We start from the raw sequence: 18,468 nt of genomic DNA on the forward strand, positions 1-18,468 counted from the left end.
TCAAACTAACAACAGAAGACAATAGCCTACCCAAAAGGGGGAGGCAAGGGGATCGGAAAGCTGGCTACGCTAGCTTTCTTTTTTTGTGTTGACTCGGTTCCCCGCTCTGCAAGGGGGAAGCTACGAGTTGAATGCAAAGATTAGGGAAAACCTCCCTAATCTTATTGAGTTTTTTATCCTTTGACTCTGTTTTAGGGAATTTCTCCCTGAAATACAGCTGGTTACTCTTAAAAGCATGCTAAAGTGGACTTTATTAGGGAGGAATTCCCTAATATCGTGGTTTTCGAACGATTATTAGCTAATTTTAGGGAGGTTTTCCCTAATTATATCCGATGGAGTAGAATGACTGAATTAGCTCATGTGCGCTACGCTGCGTTTGCGTGTTTAGCTTGTCCTGTTGAAGCGGAAAAATAGCAGTTGAATTGCGACAAGATCAATAAAATGATGTGTCTAAATCAAAAAAACGGATACCCCCAAGTGAATGGGAGGTATCCGTTTTTATTTGTATTAGATCGTACGCTTTAGCGATCACGGTCCGCAAAATATTGCAGCAACGTTTCCAGATCAGCATGCGCAGGGTAGGAGGAGAGCTGCTGCACAATAGCTGCAGCTTTATCCAGATAGTTCTGGCTGACCCGTTCAGCGCGAGCGAGGGCATCGCTATTGTTAATTAGGGTGAGCACATGTGCTACTTCAGCGTCGGAAGAATCCGGGCCGATTGCACGGATCACAGGCGAGAGCTTAGGGTCCTGCAAGGCGTACAGCACTGGCAGGGTGACCTGACCATGTCGCAGGTCGCTACCGGCAGGTTTGCCTAGGACATCGGCGGACTGTGTGAAATCTAGCAAGTCATCTTGTATCTGAAAGGACATCCCTAAGGCTTCTCCAAAATTATAAAGGAGATTGGCAACTTCTTCGGTGCTTTCAGTGGACAGTGCACCAACCCGTAAGCAGGTTGCCATAAGAAGAGCGGTTTTGTTTAAGGATTTCTCCAAATACTGATCCATTGTAATTTCATAATCAAAAGCATGTTCCATTTGCTGATATTCACCCAGACACAGCTGAGCGGTGGCTACAGAGGATAAGTCATGAACGTATCTGTTTTTATCTCCTGTATATTTGCTCAGCAGCTCGATGACCCGAGCGGACATGTAATTACCAACATGTACTGCTGACAATGTACCCGTCTTAATATGTAAGGCGGGTACGCCCCGCCGTAACTCAGAACGGTCAATGATATCATCATGAATTAATGAGGCGGCATGAATAAATTCAGCAGCAGCAGCTAATTGAAGCGCTCTGCGACCGGTATCCTTACGGCCAAACCGACTGCCAACAATGACCATGAGGGGACGAAGGCGTTTACCACCGGAATTTATAAGCTCTAGAACACTTTGCGCGAGCTGAGATTTCTTAGGTACATCTTTATCACGCGTCACAAGGTTTACGATTTCGCGGTTGATTTCATTTATGTCTATATTTAAGGCCTCATGCAGCTTCATTTATGGATCCCACCTGTCAAATGGCTTTGCTTGTGCGACTACGCTGTCTGCACTCTTGAATCAAGAACTCTTCGATTCCAGTAGCTGGATCATGTTCCGCGAAGTCTCCATTTGACCGTCTAATCTGCATTTTTTTGATCGAAGGAGCTAGATAAGCAACTAAGTCGAGCTCACGGCATTTCACCGCAAACTGCAGGTAAAAGCTATACAAATAATCTCCATCCAAAATGTTGCGTGTAAGGTCGGGATGATGTGGGATACATTCCATATGGCGCTCTGCTGCCAAAGTGAGAATAGTGTAAATACCCAGCAAATTGACTTTGCGGCTGTATTCCAGATCATGGCGTTCCAGTACCGAGATTAGCTGTTCACATGCAGCCGGAGAGGGCTGAAGCTCAATTCCGGCAATAGGTGACATTTCAGTATGCAACAACCGGAGGGTATCTTCTATGAGTTGTTTGTTCACAAGATTCTCTCCTTCTTGTCGGTTTTGCCGGAAGAAACCATACCCCGATCATCCCTACAAAACCATTCATTCAAGAAAAAACCACCATTTCCTAGGATTAGGAAGGTTATTTTCTTCTTGTAAATAAGGAGAGTAATGTGTCCTAGGGACACATTACTCTGAAGTATATCCATATTTAACCCTAATAAAATACAATTTGCACATATGTTCTATATGATAAATTACACAAATTCAGGGTTTTATTATCAGTCGGTGTATAGATACCATCGTCTGACGAGCGGAATTCTCTTCCACTGTTTCTTAAGCCAAGGAAGTACATAGTAGTCTAGACCAAGTGTGCTTCCCGATCCGCCGATGCAGGCAATACCAGCAGCAACGTACCATAACATTTCTGTCGAGGCCATTTTGGTTGACCAAATCATGACCGACATGCCTACGGTCGCTATAGAAGCAAGTGCTGTGAAGAGACCAACGATGAGCATAATACCGAAGACGATTTCTGCACATACCATACCGATTTGGAACCATTTCGCGAGGAAAGTATAACTTCCGTCGTTGTTGTAGAACATCAAATCCATGAACCAGTTTGTAATGTTGTATACGAAGTTAGGTACAGGCAACGCTTCAACTGCTTCTTTTGCAGTGGATACTGCTGAAGCTGCAGATTGTGCATCTACGGTGTCTTTAACTGCATCTACTGCAACACTGGCTGCTGATGAAGCATCCGTTGCAAAAGGAGCAGCTGGAATCAAGAAAATCTTATCTGGATCTTTCCAAATCTTTTGGATCTTCTCAATACCTTCGTATAACCACATACCCCCAAGTAGAACACGAAGTGGAACGAGCCAGAAATTAGGTGAACGTTTGGAGAAGTGACCACCCAAGAAGCTCTTGCGGTTCTCAACATGGAAGAATTCATGCATCATATATGTCCATACTTTATTGAATCCGACAACCTGAGACAGGTAGAACATATTAATAAAGTGTTTGGATAGCATTGCCATGAATCCAGTAAGCATAAAGAACTTACCTGGCAGACCAACGTTAGCTACGCCGTAGCGGCTACCAATGGAGACCATTGTACCGTGGAAACCTGGTTTGTAAGCTTTTTTAGCAGTGTTCTGAATGTCGGCGGCAATGTTGCCAGCAACAATCGGAGCGGCTTGTTCAGCGTTCTCAACCATTTGTGGTACAGGACGAGTTTCACCTTCAGGAATGTAGAAAATGTTGTCCCCTACTACGTAGACGTTCTTATGATCTACACTTTCCAGGTTCTCATTCGTAACAATCCGTTTGCGGCCTTGTTGTTGAACTTCAAGTCCACCAACGATTTCGGAGCCTTCAACACCAGCAGTCCAAACAATTGTTTGGGAATCGACGACGTTTTTCTCACCAAGGGCAACACTACCATTGCCTACTTCGGTGATTTTAGCGCCAGTAACGATTTCCACGTTCAGCTTACGAAGGCGAGCTTCAGCTTTTTGAATCAGCTTATCTGGAAGGATAGGCAGAATCTTCGGAGCCATATCAGCCACAATCAATCTTACTTCGGATGGGTCGATAAAGAACTCCTTGCATAATTCCTCGCGTTGTTCAGCCATTTCACCAACCAGCTCGACACCAGTAAAGCCGGCACCGATAATAACGAAGGTCAGCATAGCACGGCGTACAGCTGGATTTTTCTCCATAGCCGCTTTGGTATACATATCGCGGATTTGGCGTTTCAATGCTACCGCATCATCGTAAGACCAGAAGGAGAAGGTGTTTTCTTCTGCGCCTGGAATGCCGAAGAAGGTTGGTTTGCTACCTGTGCCGATTACAAGGTAATCGTAAGCGTAGGTAGCTTTATCGGACTTAAGTTTTCTGCTTTTGAAATCGATATTGCTGATCTCATCAAGAACAACATCTACTTTAAGGCCCGCAAAAATTTTCTTAAGATCGATCTTGATTGAATCCTCTGGAGCACGGTTCGCGGCAACCTCATGCAGCTCAGTCAATAGAGTGTGATATGGATTCCGGTCGATCAGTGTAATTTCAACATCTTTGTTTTTCTTAAATTTCTTTGCCAGTTTCTTAGCCGTGAGTACGCCGCCGTAGCCGCCGCCCAAAATGACTATTTTCTTCAAGAGAAATTCACCTCATTCGTCTGATTAGCTGCAGAAGGTCCTGCGAAATTATTTCGCGCCTTCGAGTGCTTTTTCTGCAAGTGTAAAATATTCACCAACATGAATACTCACGCCGGAAATTGCATCAGTTTTGCCTTCAGCATCAAGCGTTGGAGCAGTACCTTTGTTTTCAAGGAAGTATTTTTCAGCCAAAGCGATTTCTTCATGCCATTCAGCAGAAGCGCCGCCAGCTTTCATACCATATTTACCATCAACGGAGAATTGCTTCTTGTCATCGCCAGCAGCATTCAAACCACTGAATTTAACAGCTACAACATTACCGTTAGCAACAGTCAGGTCAACAGTGGATTTCCAACCGGATTCAGCGTCCATTTCGCCTTCAGCATGGTAGCCTCCGTCTTTATATTGACCAGCTTCTACTGGACCAGCAGCAAGAGCAGCTTGAGCAGCTTTTACAAAGTCAGATACGTGTACGGATACACCAGAGATGGCATCAGTTTTCCCCTCAGCATCAAAAGTTATAGCTGCTGGATCTTGTTTTTCGATCAGGAATTCTTCAGCTTTAGCTGCTTGCTCGTGCCATTCAGAAGAAGCACCGCCAGCTTTCATGCCATATTTACCATCTTCAGAAACCTTTTTCTTCAGGTCGCCTGCAGTGTTAACGTTAAAGGCATCCCAGTCAGCTTTAGTGATCTTTCCACCTTCTACAGTTAAGAGTGCAAAATATTGCCAGCCAGTTTTAGCATCAACGTCAGCAGTACCGTAGTAAACTCCGTCTTTGTACTGTCCAGCTTCAGTTCCAGCGTTACCGGAATTTGTTGCAGGAGCAGTTGTTTCAGCTGGTGCGTTAGTAGGGGCTGCGGCGTTGTCTGTGTTGTTACCACAACCTGCGAGCAATCCAAGGATAAGTGCGCTCGACAAGATAACAGAAGCTTTTTTCATTTCAAATGACCTCCAAAAATATAGTTTAAAATATATATATTAAAATGTAAAACATTTTAATATTCGAGCGAAGTGATAAAAATCACTTTATAAATGATATTTGTCACTTTAATCTCATACCTTATTACCCTTTTGTAACAGTATCATGACTTATATCGGCATAGATTAGAAAAAAATTTAATGATGTTGTTTTATCTCCGATGGCATTCTAGCATATGGAGTAGGAAAACATTTGTGAAATAAATCACTTAAAAAATTAAATATTTAATTTATATCTGGATTATATCAAATTTTAAAAGATTTGAATACATAAATTAAAAAATATATGTGACAGAATACGACTTAATTTGCTAATGCCATGAATGGCGGAAAGATTCATAGCGAATGGGGAAGGGTAAGTAAAGGTAACACGGGATAACGATCCTACCCTAATTAATTCAGCTAAGGAGATGAGCTTATAATGGACAACAATGTATTTAAAGGGAAATGGAAACAGCTCAAAGGCGAGGCCAAGAAGCAATGGGGCAAGCTTACAGATGATGATCTTGACGTAATTGATGGTGAAAAGGATAAATTAGTAGGTAAACTACAAGAACGTTATGGACACACGAAAGAAGACGCGGAAAAAGAGTACCAAACTTGGGGACGTTCCTACCGCGATTAATTCGTTACTAATGACGTCTATAATAAAATTCCAGAAGAAGAGCGCAAATCGCATCTGATTTGCGCTCTTCTTCTGCGTCCGTGGGCGGTTAGTTATCGAATAGGGCTTTAGTATGGTAGTATTATGAGATGAAAGTTGTAATTTATTTTGCCAAGGTGGGAGTGAATCTATGGGTTATCTTAAAATATTTTTTGGAAACACCGCGATGCTAATAGCTGTAGCCTATTTGGCTAATCTTATATATAAAAGCACCATTTCAAATGCAAGTGTAAGAATAAAGAAAGTAAGCTGGGTATTACTGGCCATCTTTGCCGGGTGGATTAGTACTCTTTTTGGATATAGGCTGGATGAGCATGTGATTTTTGATTTACGTTTTGTGCCACTTATTATTTCAACGCTGGCTTATCCGCATCCTTTCATTCTTGTTTTGATTGGTATAGGAACAGGTCTTACACGGTTAACTTTTGGAGTAAATGAGGCAGCAATGGCTGGTACAATTAATTTGTCCATTCTAGGATTTGTTTGTGCTGCGCTTAGCTACTGGGTCAGACGATCTAGCTTATGCATAGTGAACAAAGGTTTGATCGTGATTCTAGTCGTAAATGTAATGAATGCAATCAACATTATGGTGTTTGGTGTGATTCCCGCCCCAGAGTACATAAGAGAGATTATGCCGATTACTTTCCCTGCAGGGTTGATTCTAAGTGTTCTATTCTCCTTAATTATTCGTGACTTTCAATTAGGACTCTTACGGAATGTGCAGATTCAGCGTGCTAATGAACAACTGTCTGCCCAGACGGAGGAGCTGCATAAGAATAAGATAGCGCTTGAAGAACGTGCCGATCAGTTAATGATGGCTTCGCAATTTAAATCCGAATTTCTGGCCAATATGTCTCATGAGCTTCGAACACCACTGAATAGCATCATTAATTTATCGCAATTAATTGAAGACAATGATAATTCTCTTACGGAAGCAGAAATGAGTGAGTATGCAGCCATTATCCGCCGTTCTGGTGAAGAATTATTGATGATAATTGGCGATATATTAGATCTCTCCAAAGTGGAAGCAGGTCGATTAGATATTATAAATGAAGATTTAAGTGTTATTGAGATCCCAGAGATCCTGGCTATGCAATTCGCTGTCACGGCTAAACAAAAGGAACTGGAATTTACTATTGCTATGGAAGAAAATATCCCGCAAATGATTCATTCCGATCCACAGCGGATTCAGCAGATCCTGCGTAATTTGCTCTCTAATGCTTTTAAATTTACAAAGTCTGGCCATGTCGCACTCCGTATTCGTCAAGAGGAACGTGGGGAAAGAGCTATTGTGAAGCATTGGATTGTATTTGAGGTAGAAGATAGTGGGATAGGTATTGCACCAGAGAAGCATGCCATGATCTTTGAAGCCTTCCAACAGGCGGATAGAACAATTAGTCGAAAATATGGCGGAACAGGATTAGGACTTTCTATTAGTAATGATTTGGCCAGACTGCTCGGAGGGTTCATTACTTTAGAAAGTGAGGAGGGTAAAGGGAGTCGTTTTTCGCTTTATTTACCCCTCGAATTCATAGAAGAGTAAGCTCCAATATTATTTGTTAATTTGGCGTATTGACAGTAGATTGATGCGGAGTAGAATGAAGCAAATGCCGCATCAAAGGAGTGTTACCCCTTTCTATGAACAACATGGAAACTAAGCACACAGTTACTAGTTCAAAGCGTGTCCGTAAAACCTCAGTACATCGCAGGAATTTGCGCATTGCTACCTGGGAAGGTGTGCCATCGACCATTTTCCAGGTCCTGCTGCAAGGGCAGTTTCTAACAGGATTCCTGCTATATTTAGGAGCCACTTCAAGTCAAATTGGATTTGTGCTAGCGCTTACCACTTTGGTTAACGTGATGCAGATCGGGGTAGCTTTTTTGATTCAGAAGCTGCCAAGCCGCAAATGGGCTATGGTTACTTTTATCGGCCTGCATAGGATACTTTGGAGTTCTACGGGGCTAATTCCGTTTATTTTTCCTAAAGAGTATTGGGTCATGGCTTTTATAGCCTTATATACTACTGCTTTTATTGCCAATACGGCGGGTGGTGTGCTGTGGAGCTCTGTGATCAGCGATCTTGTTCCGGCACGTGTGCGTGGACGCTATTTTGGGATTCGTAATACGTTCCTGAATGCACTCGGTAGTCTGGTAATGTATGGTGGGGGTATCGTTTTGGATCGTTATCCCGGGAGCCATGGCTTTTTGATTCTTTATATTGTTGTGTGGATCTTCGCGATCTCTAACGTCGTTGTATTCTTTTTTTATCCCGACGTGCCTTTCGAGAAATCGGAAGAACATAAATTTTTACCGATGTTTAAGAAACCGCTTAAAGATACTTTATTTATGAAGTCTACTTTGTTTCTGGCCGCCTGGTTGCTGCTGCAGAATTTAACTGTTCCGCTATACTCGTATGTCATGTTGCAGTTACTTCATATAAATTATGAAACGTTATCACTGCTTAATGTGTCCCAGACTCTTTTTATGATGGCTAGTTTCTACGTTTGGGGTAATCTAAATGCAAAATATAGCAATAAACGTCTGTTGTTCTTTACGTTGCCGATTATTGCCTTGTCCTCGTTGATGTGGGGACTCTTGTCTGTGTTGCCGATGCTGTTGGTGTTGTTTGCCGCTCATATTGTTTTTGGTGTAGGTGTAGGCGGTTTCAACCAGCTGGCCTTTAATTTTATTATTGGAGACACGCCGAAAAAAGAACGGCCTATGTATATGGCGACCTATGCGGCGCTTACGGGTTTATCATCCTTTTTTGGTCCGCTTATTGGGGGACAGCTGTATGAAAAAATTGCCCACTGGCCGCAATGGACCCAAGTATACGGTATGCAGTTGGTAGTGGGAACGCTTATGATCGCTCTTGCCTTCCTGCTGGGCCGTCGTATTCTAAAGGACGAATAGAAGTAAAGGGGACTATTCCATGTTAAGGATTGCGTTGGTATTAGGGGCTACTGGATTAGTAGGGAAAGCGGTTACGGAGGAATTGCTGAATCGTGAAGGATGGGGTGAGGTGAGAGTGCTTGTACGGACTCCATTAGCTTTAGAACATCCTAAGCTTAAGCAAATCGTTGTGGATTGGGAGAGCCTGGCGGAGTATAGCGATTCGTTCGAAGGCGTTCATTCCATCTTCTGTTGCCTCGGGACTACGATCAAGAAGGCAGGTTCACAAGAGCAGTTCGAACGTGTCGATCTGGATTATCCGCTTGCAGCTGCTGCTATTGCGAGAGATCACGGTGTTAAACAGTTCTTGGTTGTTTCATCCATGGGGGCAGATGCCAAATCGCGCAATTTCTACAGTCGGACTAAGGGGAGAGCAGAGGAAGCGTTAAGCAAAATCGGTTTTCAAGGGCTGCATTTGTTTCGGCCATCCTTGCTGCTGGGTCATCGTGAGGAATTCAGACTGGGAGAACGCGTCGCGGCTAGATTGATGAAAGCACTGGAGTTTGTGATGGTTGGCAAAGCGGCTAAATATCGTGCCATACCTGGTGTAACTGTGGCGAGAGCTATGGTTAACATTGCCTCTGCTGACACGCATGGTTTGCATATCTACACGAATGAAGTAATACATGTGATTGGAAAACGTTAAGTTTTTCGGGCTGCTAATAAATTTGCATTACGGTGAGAACAGGACTTACAATGGACAATAAATGATCAGCGTTTAATGGAGAGGGGTAACAAGATGAGTAAAAAACAAGTAGCTACTACAAAAGCACCAGGAGCCATTGGTCCTTATAGTCAAGCCATTACCACCGGTAGTTGGGTATACACTTCAGGACAACTGGGCCTTAATCCCGAGACAGGGAATTTGGCTGAGGGCGTTCAGGAACAAGCTCGTCAAGCACTTAGCAATGTACAAGCTATTCTTGAGGAAGCTGGTGCATCACTGGATCATGTAGTGAAGACCACCGTATTCCTAAAAGATATGAATGATTTTGCAGCAGTTAACGAGGTTTACAGCACTTTCTTTAAAGAACCTTATCCTGCCCGCAGTGCCATTGAGGTTGCTCGACTTCCCAAAGACGGACTTGTTGAGATCGAAGCGGTAGCACGTAAGAAATAAATATGATTTCGCACTTCTAGATTATTCTACAAAAAAAAGGCGGGTTAAGGAGGATCACCTTCTTAGCCTGCCTTTTTATATTATCAAGAGGACAATCAGTATCTGCTGTATCTTCTGCGGCGTGGTGTGAGCAATAGCCAAATGCTGTAGAGCAGCAGAAGACCTGCCGTTACTGTGCCCGTTACAAAGACTGCATTAGCTTCTCTATGTTCCAAGGCGATCGCGATGAAAGCCCATACGAAGACCAGAGGATAGATGCTGTCTCGGTTAGGATAGCTGACTAACACCGCAAGCAGTGTCCCCACGCAGAGCATGATCACGGCCCAGGTTATCCCGCTAAGTCCAAACCCATCCCAATGATTTTTCTCCAGAACAACGCTAACATTCACGATAGTCGCCACAGAGATCCAGCCAAGGTATATACTAAAGGGTAGCTTGATCAGCCATTTCTCACCTGAAGTAGGATTTGCGATCTGGCGCGTTCGGCGATAGATAACAATGATGGAAATTAACATTAACACCATGGCAATCAAAGAAAGCTCGATATATAAATACTGCCAGAGGAAAAGCCAGCTCATATTAAAAACACAGCTCAGGATAAACCAGAACGAAATAGCTCGTACAGAATCCCTAGAACTTGTATAGGAGCGGAATTGATAAATAACGAAACCGGCTAACAAGAGGTAGATCAGCGACCAAATGGAGAATGCGTAGCCAGCAGGAGTCATGTAAGTCTTATATTTGTCAGAGATTTCTCCTGTACTGTTTCCGCCCAAAGGCAAGGTTACCGCCAGCACATTTACGATAATTACACCCACAAAGAATACGAGGTTCCACCATTTATAAGGATTATAACGTCTCAAATAATTCACTCCCTAGCTTTTTTAATAGGGTGTTGCTTATTTAGAATATACCCCTTTTTGGCCTAATTAAGACTATAAAAAGAAAAGAAGTGACTAGTGAGTCATAACATTCTTGGATAGCAGGGCAGTAGTGCGGGGTATTTTAAATGAATCAAATTACTGGGTGTTTCTATATCCTTCAACTTTATTTCATAAAAATCTACAGAAAATATGCAGAAATGTTTTTAAATCAGCGCTTTTTCGTATAAGATGAAGAGATGAAGATTCAAGAAAATATAAGTTTTGTCCTAGTTCTTTATCCTTATATTTACCGCAGGAGCGCATTCCCTCTCTAGAAGAGGAAGAAGCGGCTTCTACTTGTATAGCTTCAAAATTTATTTCTCGCGGAAAAGGTTGCAGTTACCCTTCCTGATGGTATGGGGCTGGTTCTTTTTTTGCTTGCTTAAAAGACAGGAGATCACCGATGACTAAGCATCTGTATGCAATATGGTTAGGGGACGTTTTATTTTGCTTCTCTGGCGAAACTTCGGAGCCGAAGGTTGACGCTTGGACTCGCGTAGTGAAGCGGATGGAGCTACAGGGAGGAGTGCGTCCTTTTGCAACTGCTGCTCTGCGTCTGGCAGAAGTGAAATATCCGGCTCCCCCTGTAGAGGGGAAGCCAGCCCGGCGCGGATTGCCCGGACGAACGTTCGAAGGGCTCGCCTTGGTTCCTAGCGATGCATTTCAACTGCTTCTGGCATGGGATGAGACGTTATGCCGAGATCAGGGAGTGGAGCCAGGCGGCGAACTGCGTTACTGGGCAGCAGCGGCACGTTTTGCGCTGGAGCTGATGGGTACGGGCGGGATTACGCCGGGGGCCTTGCCACCACGCCCTGTGGGCTCACGTCGCCGCGGCGGCGAACAGGCGGCGACGGTCTGCTGGTCGCCAGCTTTCCGAAAGCAGGAGGACAAAGAGATCTTTCTGCAGCTGGCAGCATCCATGCCTGTTCTTGCACTAGGAACGCATATCGCAGAGGCAGGGGATTTATCCTCTCGTGATGAGGCTGGAGCATATGTGCTTTACTCCTTTATGCAGGCTGTAATGACTGCTGAGATAAAAAAAGTAATTGCGGGCATTGAAAGTGAGTTAATCCCTTATAAAGCGAATTATCGCCGGGGTTATTCCCCTTTAACTGAACTGTGGTGGAATAGCCTTCTCACTGGAAGCCGAGATATACCCGTGCAAGGAACTCCAGCAGAGGTGACAGACCTTTTGGTCACTGTGAACGAGACCGCTGGCAGCGATGTACCACATTCAGAGCCAGAGGAAGCACGGAGCGGGCAGCTGGGTCTTGGGCTACGGCTGGAGCCGCCAGAAGACAATGAAAACAATAATGAAGTCTGGCGGTTAACCTTCTGGGCGGAGAATAAGGAAGAAGGGGAATTCTGGTTTCCCGCCAAATCGATCTGGAGTAGTAAAGAACGAGAGTTTACGTTATGGGGTAAACGCTATCGCAATATCCAGCAGCAGCTGCTTATAGCGCTGGGCCGGGCTGCGAAGATATCGCCGGATATTCAGCGCGCTCTTGCTAAGCCTGCGCCCACGGGGGCGGATTTGGAACCGGAGCGTCTTTATTTCTTTTTGAAGGAGACGGTGCAGCAGCTGCGCGATCGGGGAATAACGGTGCAGATGCCTTCGCGCTGGAGCCGTGAGGGACGCCGCCGCATTGGCATGAAGATGAAAATGCAGCCGGGCGTGAACGGGGGCGATAGCCCTGCGCCCGCAGCTCTGGGTATGGAAGAGCTGATCTCGTTCCGTATTGAGGCCTCGCTTGGAGATAGTACGATTAGTGAGGAAGAATTAAATGCATTAGTAGAGGCCGGTGTACCTTTTGTACGTTTCCGCGGGGAATGGATCGAGATAGATCCTAAAGAAATCCGCCAGGTTCTTAGATATATGAAACGCCATGAAAACGGAGAAATGACTGCCGCGGATTGGATGCGTCTAGAAGCCGAGGATGGTGAAGATCGGCTCTGGAAAGGAATGTCCGTCACTGGGATGGAGACATCCGGGCTGTTGGCATCACTTATGCGCGGAGATGTATTACGTAATCTTCCGGTGCGTCCTGTACCTGAGGGTCTGCATGGAACTTTAAGACCTTATCAGGAGCGGGGTTATCAGTGGCTGGCCGAGCTCAGTGGTCTGGGTTTTGGGGTATGCCTCGCCGATGATATGGGTCTAGGTAAAACGGTGCAGGTTATCACCTGCCTGCTGGACCGGGCGTTAAGTGCTCCCCCTGAAGAGAAGCAGGAGCCTGTACTGATTCTCTGCCCAACATCGCTTCTTGGCAACTGGCAGCGGGAGCTGCAGCGCTTTGCACCTTCGCTTAATGTACACATACATCATGGTGGACGCCGTGTTCGGGGAGATAGCTTCTTAGAACTGGCAACCAGTCATGATATCGTACTGACGACCTATCATTTGGCAGGCCGTGACAGTGAGGATTTAGCCAATGTTCAGTGGTCAACAGTGGTGCTGGATGAAGCTCAATATATTAAAAATCACCGTACGAAGCAGGCGCAGAGTGTGATGAAGTTATCAGCGCCGCATCGCATAGCTATGACAGGTACTCCGGTAGAGAACAGACTTGGCGAGTTATGGTCTATTTTCCACTTTTTAAACCCGGGCTATTTAGGAACCTATCATTCCTTCCGGCAGCGTTATGTGTCTGGTGAAGGTGGGGAACGTCTGCGGGAGCTACATCGCTTGGTATCCCCCTTCCTGTTGCGGCGTCTGAAGAGTGACCCGGATATTTCTAAGGATTTACCGGAGAAGCTGGAGCTGAAGTCTTATTGCCCGCTGACCGAGACCCAAGCTGCCCTGTATCAGGGTGTCGTGGATGAAATGCTCGGTGTGATCGGGGAGAGCAGTGGTATGGCCCGCCGTGGACTGGTGTTATCCTCTCTGACGAAGCTGAAGCAGATTTGCGATCATCCTCAGCTATTCCGGAAAGAAGAAGGACGGAGTCCACGCAATGAACATTCCGGTAAAATGGAGGTTATGTTCGAGGTGCTGGACAGTGTCGCTGAAGTTGGCGAATCTGTGTTGATCTTTACGCAATACGTAGCGATGGGTGAGCTGCTGGTGAGCAAGCTTACTAAGCGTTATGGTACATCGCCGCTGTTCCTTCATGGGGGGATTCCAAAACGGGAGCGGGACGAGATGGTGCATGATTTTCAAGAGGGCAAGGGGCCAGCCTTCTTCGTGTTATCTCTTAAAGCGGGCGGAGTAGGATTGAACCTAACCCGGGCCAATCATGTTATTCATTACGATCGCTGGTGGAATCCGGCAGTGGAGAATCAGGCGACAGACCGGGCTTTCCGAATTGGGCAGGATAAGAACGTACAAGTTCATAAGCTGATTTGCCAAGGAACGCTGGAGGAACGTATTGACGAATTAATTGAGCGGAAGAAAAGCCTTTCGGAGCAGGTTGTTGGTTCTGGTGAAACATGGTTGACCGAGATGTCTAATCATGAACTGAAGGAGCTTATTGAACTGCAGGATCAGGATTGGATGTAAAGAAAGACATGAGCAATACGGAGGGATCGAACAATGAGTGAACTGTTAGAGATGCGGCTGGAAGTTGTGCCTGGATTAGTAAAAGCAGCATGGACGGCTTCGCCCGGGAAAGTGACGGGAGGGTCGCGGGCAAAAGGTGAATGGAATGTCGGTACTTCTGCTGTTCCTCAGGGACAAAGACCGGAGCAACCCCTCTCTCTGAAGGTTCCAGTCTGGCATGCTGCCCGTAGAAAAGAAATATTGCGGCGTCTGGCGCTAAGTCCGGATGAGGTATTTGCTTTGCTGCAAGGGAGATTGACGGGTGGGCTGGCGGAACTGGAGCTTCTGCCTACAGATACAGAGCTGGAGCAAGCCCTCTTTGAGGGGGAAGGGTTAGAGAACCAGGCGGAGACTCTACAGCTTATAAAAGAACGACTTGCTGAAGAGCCGCTGCTGGCGCTTTCTCTGAGAGGATTTACTAAGGGAGAACTCCTGGATGGAATATTTGCCCTTTGGGCTGAAACTGATATAGCTGCCGATGATTCTGAGACAGAGGCAGCCCCAGCTAGTGAGCTTGCAACGGAATTAGCACGGTTAGAGCGCAAGGGCCCCGCAATTTCTTCTGGGGAATGGCTTGCAGAAGCGGCTGCTGAAGGTTCGCTTCACCAGCCGGGACCGCAGTTCCATGAGATTACGGCTAGGCCATTTCCCTCATCGCCGGTAGTAGCAGCGGTAACGGAAGACTGGGGAGCTTTGCTGCCTCAGACACCTAAGGCTCTAGAAGGCCTAACTTTGATTATGAATCGAGTAGCAGAAGCTGCTGCCCGTCGTGCAAGTAAGGCGTAGTTAAACAGCAGTGGAGTTTAGAGAAGCCGCTTCCTATCTGAGGAGGCGGCTTCTTCTTTGGTAAAGCTTCTGTAACCTTTTACTATTAAACTCTGTCTATGATTATAGAATAGAAGGAAATGGAAAAAGGAGGGTTTCATTTGAGACTATATGCCGTTTTTGCCCCGATAATCATTGCTGGGTTATTTCTGCAATCCTACATGGTAAATGATAATCTTGGTTTAGATTCGAGTATGGGGATAAATACCGCTGAGCTGAAGACGGAGATGAATTCTTTGCAGGGGTATCCTGCTAAATTTAGCATGAATGACATAAAGCATGGGTGGGGAATAGATAAGACTGGATTATGGACTACGAACGATGGAGCAAGTAGTTGGTACCATCCGGACAGCAATATTGTTCCTATTCCACAAGAAACAGGCATCTTTGCCGCAGCAAGCTTTTTCCTGAATGCCACAAATGGCTGGATTATAAGTAGTCATGGTATAGGGCAACCTGTCCTGATCTATCATACCTCTGATCAGGGCCAGACCTGGAAGGAGACAAAACTTCCCGTCACGGAGGATTGGGAGCAAGGATACAGTGGCGGTTTTATTCATTTTATCGATGTGAATAACGGGTATGTGCTGCTGGATTCAGAACCTGGTCTCGGGATGATGGAGAAATCCTTGTATCGCACAGCTGATGGCGGGAACAGCTGGAAGCGAATCGGAAATCTAACGGAGAGTATTAAAGCCTATCCAACAGGGATAACCTTTCAGGATTCCCAGAATGGCTGGATCACCTCCAGCAACCATGGGCAAGAATACATTTTAACATTCAGAACTACGGATGGCGGGAAGAGCTGGAAGCCGGAGCAATTAAAGAAGCCAGCTGCTCTGGCAGCCTTTACTTACAGTAATAGTTATCCGCCTAAATTCTCAGGCAAAGACAATATGAAAGGCATCCTGCCGCTGGAGATCGTTGACGATGGGATTCGAAGTATGGTGTTTTACACAAGTGATAACGGAGGCAGGACATGGAAGCTTGGCCCTCAATTGCTCGGTACTGAGGCAGCGAGAACAACATGGCTGAACGCTCGTGAAGGTTGGGCTTTGCAGGAGGGCGGCAAACTGGTGGCGACTGTCAACGGGGGTGTAAGCTGGAGGTTGATTGCGACATCACAGCTATTCGCGAAGGCAGAAAACATTCAGTTCGTTACGCCGAAAAACGGTTGGTTGGCGGGTCCAGGATTTCTAAAGACCACTACAGATGGCGGCGTTACATGGAAGCCTTTGGTTAGTAAGCCTTGAGGCTGAATACAGCGGAACGCCGGGTCATGATTAGCCGTTGGTTGAGGTTTAGGGACTCAGGAGGCGTTATTCACACATTTATCGCCTATCCAGTATGTTTTCGGACTCCAGTGCAGCTATTTTATATAGGAGGGCGCAGATCCGGCGTTTTTTATGCCGTTAGCGACTTTGGGGTCCGTTAGTATGCAAAATGGAGGATTATTTTGCGAATAAGATCGGCTGTGTCCGATAGCACCTTGCTTCGGCGGCGAAGGGTAACGATCAAACGGCCTAATCGATTAAAAAGAAGGGGGTGTCCCAGCAGCCATTGTCATGGCTTATGAGACATCCCCTTAATTTTTGAGAAATGTAGAAATATGAAAGCTTAAACCTGCCCGCCGGCAGGGGATTCCCCTTCTGCAAGTTCCAGAATCTCGCGGCGTAGGCGCAGCATTTTTTGATCCAGTTCATCGGCGGCGCGTGCGGCATCCTTCAATTCCTCCGCAACATGCGAAGGAAGCTGCTTATCGAATTTATAATACAGAATATGTTCCATACTTGCCCAGAAGTCCATGGCTAGGGTTCGCAGCTGTATTTCTGCTTTGACCCAGCGTGTTCCTTCCAGCAGGACGAGCGGAATTGCGACGATAAGATGCAGGCTTTGATACCCATTCGGCTTGGGATGGGCTATATAATCTTTGATCTCCAATACGCGAATGTCTTCGCGTGTGCTGAGGTGATCAACCAGGCGGTAAATATCTTTAACAAAAGCACATACAATCCGCATACCTGCAATATCGTGAATGTGCTGCTCCATATTTTCCAAGTTGAACTCGAAACCTTTGCGCTCCATCTTTTGAAGGATGCTCTTGGGTTCTTTAATTCGGCATTTAACATGCTCGATGGGACTGAAGCCGTCACGGACCTGCCATTCCGTTTTGATCACATCGATTTTATTCTCAAGATCGTTTAGTGCATGGCGATAGAGTGCTGGCAGAGACTTGAACTCATTGATAAGATTTGTGAAATCCTCGTTATCTTGCCAATGTTGCAGATCCTTAACGTGTACCTGCATCTGTTTTAGCGTAAGCTGTGTGCTGTCATGTTCTTCCACTGAAACTCTCCCAATTTCGTTATTTGTGATTAATTCTATTTTAACCGATGTAGAACCCCTGACGCAAAATAACGTCTGAAATCAGGGAAAATAAGAATTTATAGGAACATTCTCCGCTAAATCGCGTATTAAAGCACATTAATGAATCTGTTCGATACATTTGGTATGATAGAAACACGTATCGCTGGAGAGGGAGGAACTGTAATGAGTTTTATGAAACGAATCAAAGATAGTGCGAGCCGGGTTACCGAAAAAGCACAAAGCTCTGTTGAGATCGGCAAGCTGAACGGGCTTATTTCCGATATTGAACGTGAGATGGAAGTGGAATTCACGAAAATGGGCAGGCTTTTTTATGAAGGGTATCGCTCTAAGGATATGTCTGTAGCTGAAGGCAAAATGGTAGAACTGGCACGGACCTGTTCCAAGCTTCAGGAAAAAATTGAAGTCCAACGCGCAAGAATTGCTGAACTGAAAAATGAACGGTTATGTTCTTGTGGCAATGTTGTGGCGCTCGATGCAAACTTTTGTCCAAAGTGTGGAAGTAAGCTGGAGGAGCTAACCACATCAAGAAAGATTCCGTCACCGCCGGTATTCGTCAAAACTGTGGATGAGGACGAAGAGGATGAGGATCAATACTATGGTGCGGATGAGCTAACGGATGAAGAGAAGGAGATTGCAATGAAGCTCCATCCGCAAAGTGTGGTGTATTCTGAGATCCTGCCTTCAGAGGATGATGAGCTGCCATTGGAGGAATATGCGGCGAACGAACATGACATTGAACGGGATCGCAGACATGCTGATCAGCTGGAACGGGAAAGACAAAGACAGCTTGAGCTGGATCGTCGCATCCGCGATTGGAACGCGAATGAACATCAGGAGGAGTCCGCAGTCACCCAGGACAGTGGTGTTCGTGATATGATTAAGTGTCAAATCTGTCGGAATGAATTGCCCAAGGGCTCCTTATGGTGCCCGCGTTGTGGATCGGAGCAAATATAGTACAGATATCAGTCAGCTTAGGGCTTAGG

Annotated in this window: 15 protein-coding genes; 9 read left to right on the plus strand and 6 right to left on the minus strand. The window is 45.7% G+C overall.

What is annotated here, in order from left to right; all coding sequences use genetic code 11:
- Positions 1–521: 521 nt before the first annotated feature.
- The 4 genes from NST25_RS02480 to NST25_RS02495 all read right to left on the minus strand — a co-directional run bounded on the left by NST25_RS02480 (position 522) and on the right by NST25_RS02495 (position 5,036).
- The gene (locus NST25_RS02480) at positions 522–1,502 is read right to left on the minus strand and encodes a polyprenyl synthetase family protein (RefSeq protein WP_076124510.1); all 981 of its coding nucleotides are present in this window, start codon (positions 1,500–1,502) and stop codon (positions 522–524) included.
- Between the two features lie 16 nt (positions 1,503–1,518).
- Positions 1,519–1,968, minus strand: a complete 450-nt coding sequence (locus NST25_RS02485) for a hypothetical protein (protein ID WP_076124508.1) — start codon at positions 1,966–1,968, stop codon at positions 1,519–1,521.
- A 245-nt stretch (positions 1,969–2,213) separates the two neighbouring features.
- Positions 2,214–4,094 carry an FAD-dependent oxidoreductase gene (locus tag NST25_RS02490; RefSeq protein WP_076124507.1) on the minus strand — a complete coding sequence of 627 codons (1,881 nt, stop codon included), beginning with the start codon at positions 4,092–4,094 and terminating at the stop codon, positions 2,214–2,216.
- Between the two features lie 48 nt (positions 4,095–4,142).
- The gene (locus tag NST25_RS02495) at positions 4,143–5,036 is read right to left on the minus strand and encodes an FMN-binding protein (RefSeq protein ID WP_076124505.1); all 894 of its coding nucleotides are present in this window, start codon (positions 5,034–5,036) and stop codon (positions 4,143–4,145) included.
- A 460-nt stretch (positions 5,037–5,496) separates the two neighbouring features.
- On the opposite strand from NST25_RS02495, the gene NST25_RS02500 reads away from it, so the two are divergent.
- The 5 genes from NST25_RS02500 to NST25_RS02520 all read left to right on the plus strand — a co-directional run bounded on the left by NST25_RS02500 (position 5,497) and on the right by NST25_RS02520 (position 9,811).
- Positions 5,497–5,700 carry a CsbD family protein gene (locus tag NST25_RS02500; RefSeq protein WP_036682530.1) on the plus strand — a complete coding sequence of 68 codons (204 nt, stop codon included), beginning with the start codon at positions 5,497–5,499 and terminating at the stop codon, positions 5,698–5,700.
- 169 nt (positions 5,701–5,869) lie between these two features.
- Complete coding sequence (locus tag NST25_RS02505; protein ID WP_076179738.1) at positions 5,870–7,282, plus strand: ATP-binding protein; 1,413 nt, start codon at positions 5,870–5,872, stop codon at positions 7,280–7,282.
- Positions 7,283–7,386: 104 nt separating this feature from the next.
- Entirely contained in the window at positions 7,387–8,652 is a 1,266-nt protein-coding gene (locus NST25_RS02510; RefSeq protein ID WP_036682545.1) for an MFS transporter, read from the plus strand.
- A 19-nt stretch (positions 8,653–8,671) separates the two neighbouring features.
- A complete protein-coding gene (locus NST25_RS02515) occupies positions 8,672–9,337 on the plus strand; it encodes an oxidoreductase (protein WP_076124502.1) in 666 nt (221 codons plus the stop codon).
- A 93-nt stretch (positions 9,338–9,430) separates the two neighbouring features.
- Positions 9,431–9,811: a RidA family protein gene (locus NST25_RS02520; RefSeq protein WP_036682524.1), complete on the plus strand. Its 381-nt coding sequence runs from the start codon at positions 9,431–9,433 to the stop codon at positions 9,809–9,811.
- A gap of 95 nt (positions 9,812–9,906) precedes the next feature.
- On the opposite strand, the gene NST25_RS02525 is transcribed toward NST25_RS02520, so the two are convergent.
- Entirely contained in the window at positions 9,907–10,674 is a 768-nt protein-coding gene (locus NST25_RS02525) for a TspO/MBR family protein (protein ID WP_076124500.1), read from the minus strand.
- Positions 10,675–11,137: 463 nt separating this feature from the next.
- Here NST25_RS02525 and NST25_RS02530 point away from each other — a divergent pair, with 463 nt between their 5' ends.
- The 3 genes from NST25_RS02530 to NST25_RS02540 all read left to right on the plus strand — a co-directional run bounded on the left by NST25_RS02530 (position 11,138) and on the right by NST25_RS02540 (position 16,350).
- Positions 11,138–14,233, plus strand: coding sequence for a DEAD/DEAH box helicase (locus NST25_RS02530; protein ID WP_076124498.1), 3,096 nt, complete (start codon positions 11,138–11,140; stop codon positions 14,231–14,233).
- Between the two features lie 33 nt (positions 14,234–14,266).
- Positions 14,267–15,058 (plus strand): hypothetical protein, encoded by a 792-nt coding sequence (locus NST25_RS02535; protein ID WP_340393263.1) that lies wholly within the window; start codon positions 14,267–14,269, stop codon positions 15,056–15,058.
- A gap of 140 nt (positions 15,059–15,198) precedes the next feature.
- Positions 15,199–16,350, plus strand: a complete 1,152-nt coding sequence (locus NST25_RS02540; RefSeq protein ID WP_340393264.1) for a YCF48-related protein — start codon at positions 15,199–15,201, stop codon at positions 16,348–16,350.
- 364 nt (positions 16,351–16,714) lie between these two features.
- Here the strand turns inward: NST25_RS02540 and NST25_RS02545 are convergent, their stop codons facing one another.
- Entirely contained in the window at positions 16,715–17,443 is a 729-nt protein-coding gene (locus NST25_RS02545; protein ID WP_076218890.1) for a GTP pyrophosphokinase family protein, read from the minus strand.
- A 204-nt stretch (positions 17,444–17,647) separates the two neighbouring features.
- On the opposite strand from NST25_RS02545, the gene NST25_RS02550 reads away from it, so the two are divergent.
- A complete protein-coding gene (locus NST25_RS02550; protein ID WP_076193702.1) occupies positions 17,648–18,439 on the plus strand; it encodes a zinc ribbon domain-containing protein in 792 nt (263 codons plus the stop codon).
- The last annotated feature ends 29 nt before the right edge of the window (positions 18,440–18,468 follow it).

It is taken from the genome of Paenibacillus sp. FSL E2-0190 (genome assembly GCF_037992965.1).
Classification (GTDB): domain Bacteria; phylum Bacillota; class Bacilli; order Paenibacillales; family Paenibacillaceae; genus Paenibacillus_AQ; species Paenibacillus_AQ odorifer.

Excerpts from the sequence above, each read along its gene's own strand:
- NST25_RS02480 (WP_076124510.1), bottom strand. The coding sequence starts at position 1,502 with ATGAAGCTGCATGAGGCCTTAAATATAGACATAAATGAAATCAACCGC.
- NST25_RS02495 (WP_076124505.1), bottom strand. The coding sequence starts at position 5,036 with ATGAAAAAAGCTTCTGTTATCTTGTCGAGCGCACTTATCCTTGGATTG.
- NST25_RS02500 (WP_036682530.1), top strand. The coding sequence starts at position 5,497 with ATGGACAACAATGTATTTAAAGGGAAATGGAAACAGCTCAAAGGCGAG.
- NST25_RS02505 (WP_076179738.1), top strand. The coding sequence starts at position 5,870 with ATGGGTTATCTTAAAATATTTTTTGGAAACACCGCGATGCTAATAGCT.
- NST25_RS02510 (WP_036682545.1), top strand. The coding sequence starts at position 7,387 with ATGGAAACTAAGCACACAGTTACTAGTTCAAAGCGTGTCCGTAAAACC.
- NST25_RS02515 (WP_076124502.1), top strand. The coding sequence starts at position 8,672 with ATGTTAAGGATTGCGTTGGTATTAGGGGCTACTGGATTAGTAGGGAAA.
- NST25_RS02520 (WP_036682524.1), top strand. The coding sequence starts at position 9,431 with ATGAGTAAAAAACAAGTAGCTACTACAAAAGCACCAGGAGCCATTGGT.
- NST25_RS02530 (WP_076124498.1), top strand. The coding sequence starts at position 11,138 with ATGACTAAGCATCTGTATGCAATATGGTTAGGGGACGTTTTATTTTGC.
- NST25_RS02535 (WP_340393263.1), top strand. The coding sequence starts at position 14,267 with ATGAGTGAACTGTTAGAGATGCGGCTGGAAGTTGTGCCTGGATTAGTA.
- NST25_RS02550 (WP_076193702.1), top strand. The coding sequence starts at position 17,648 with ATGAGTTTTATGAAACGAATCAAAGATAGTGCGAGCCGGGTTACCGAA.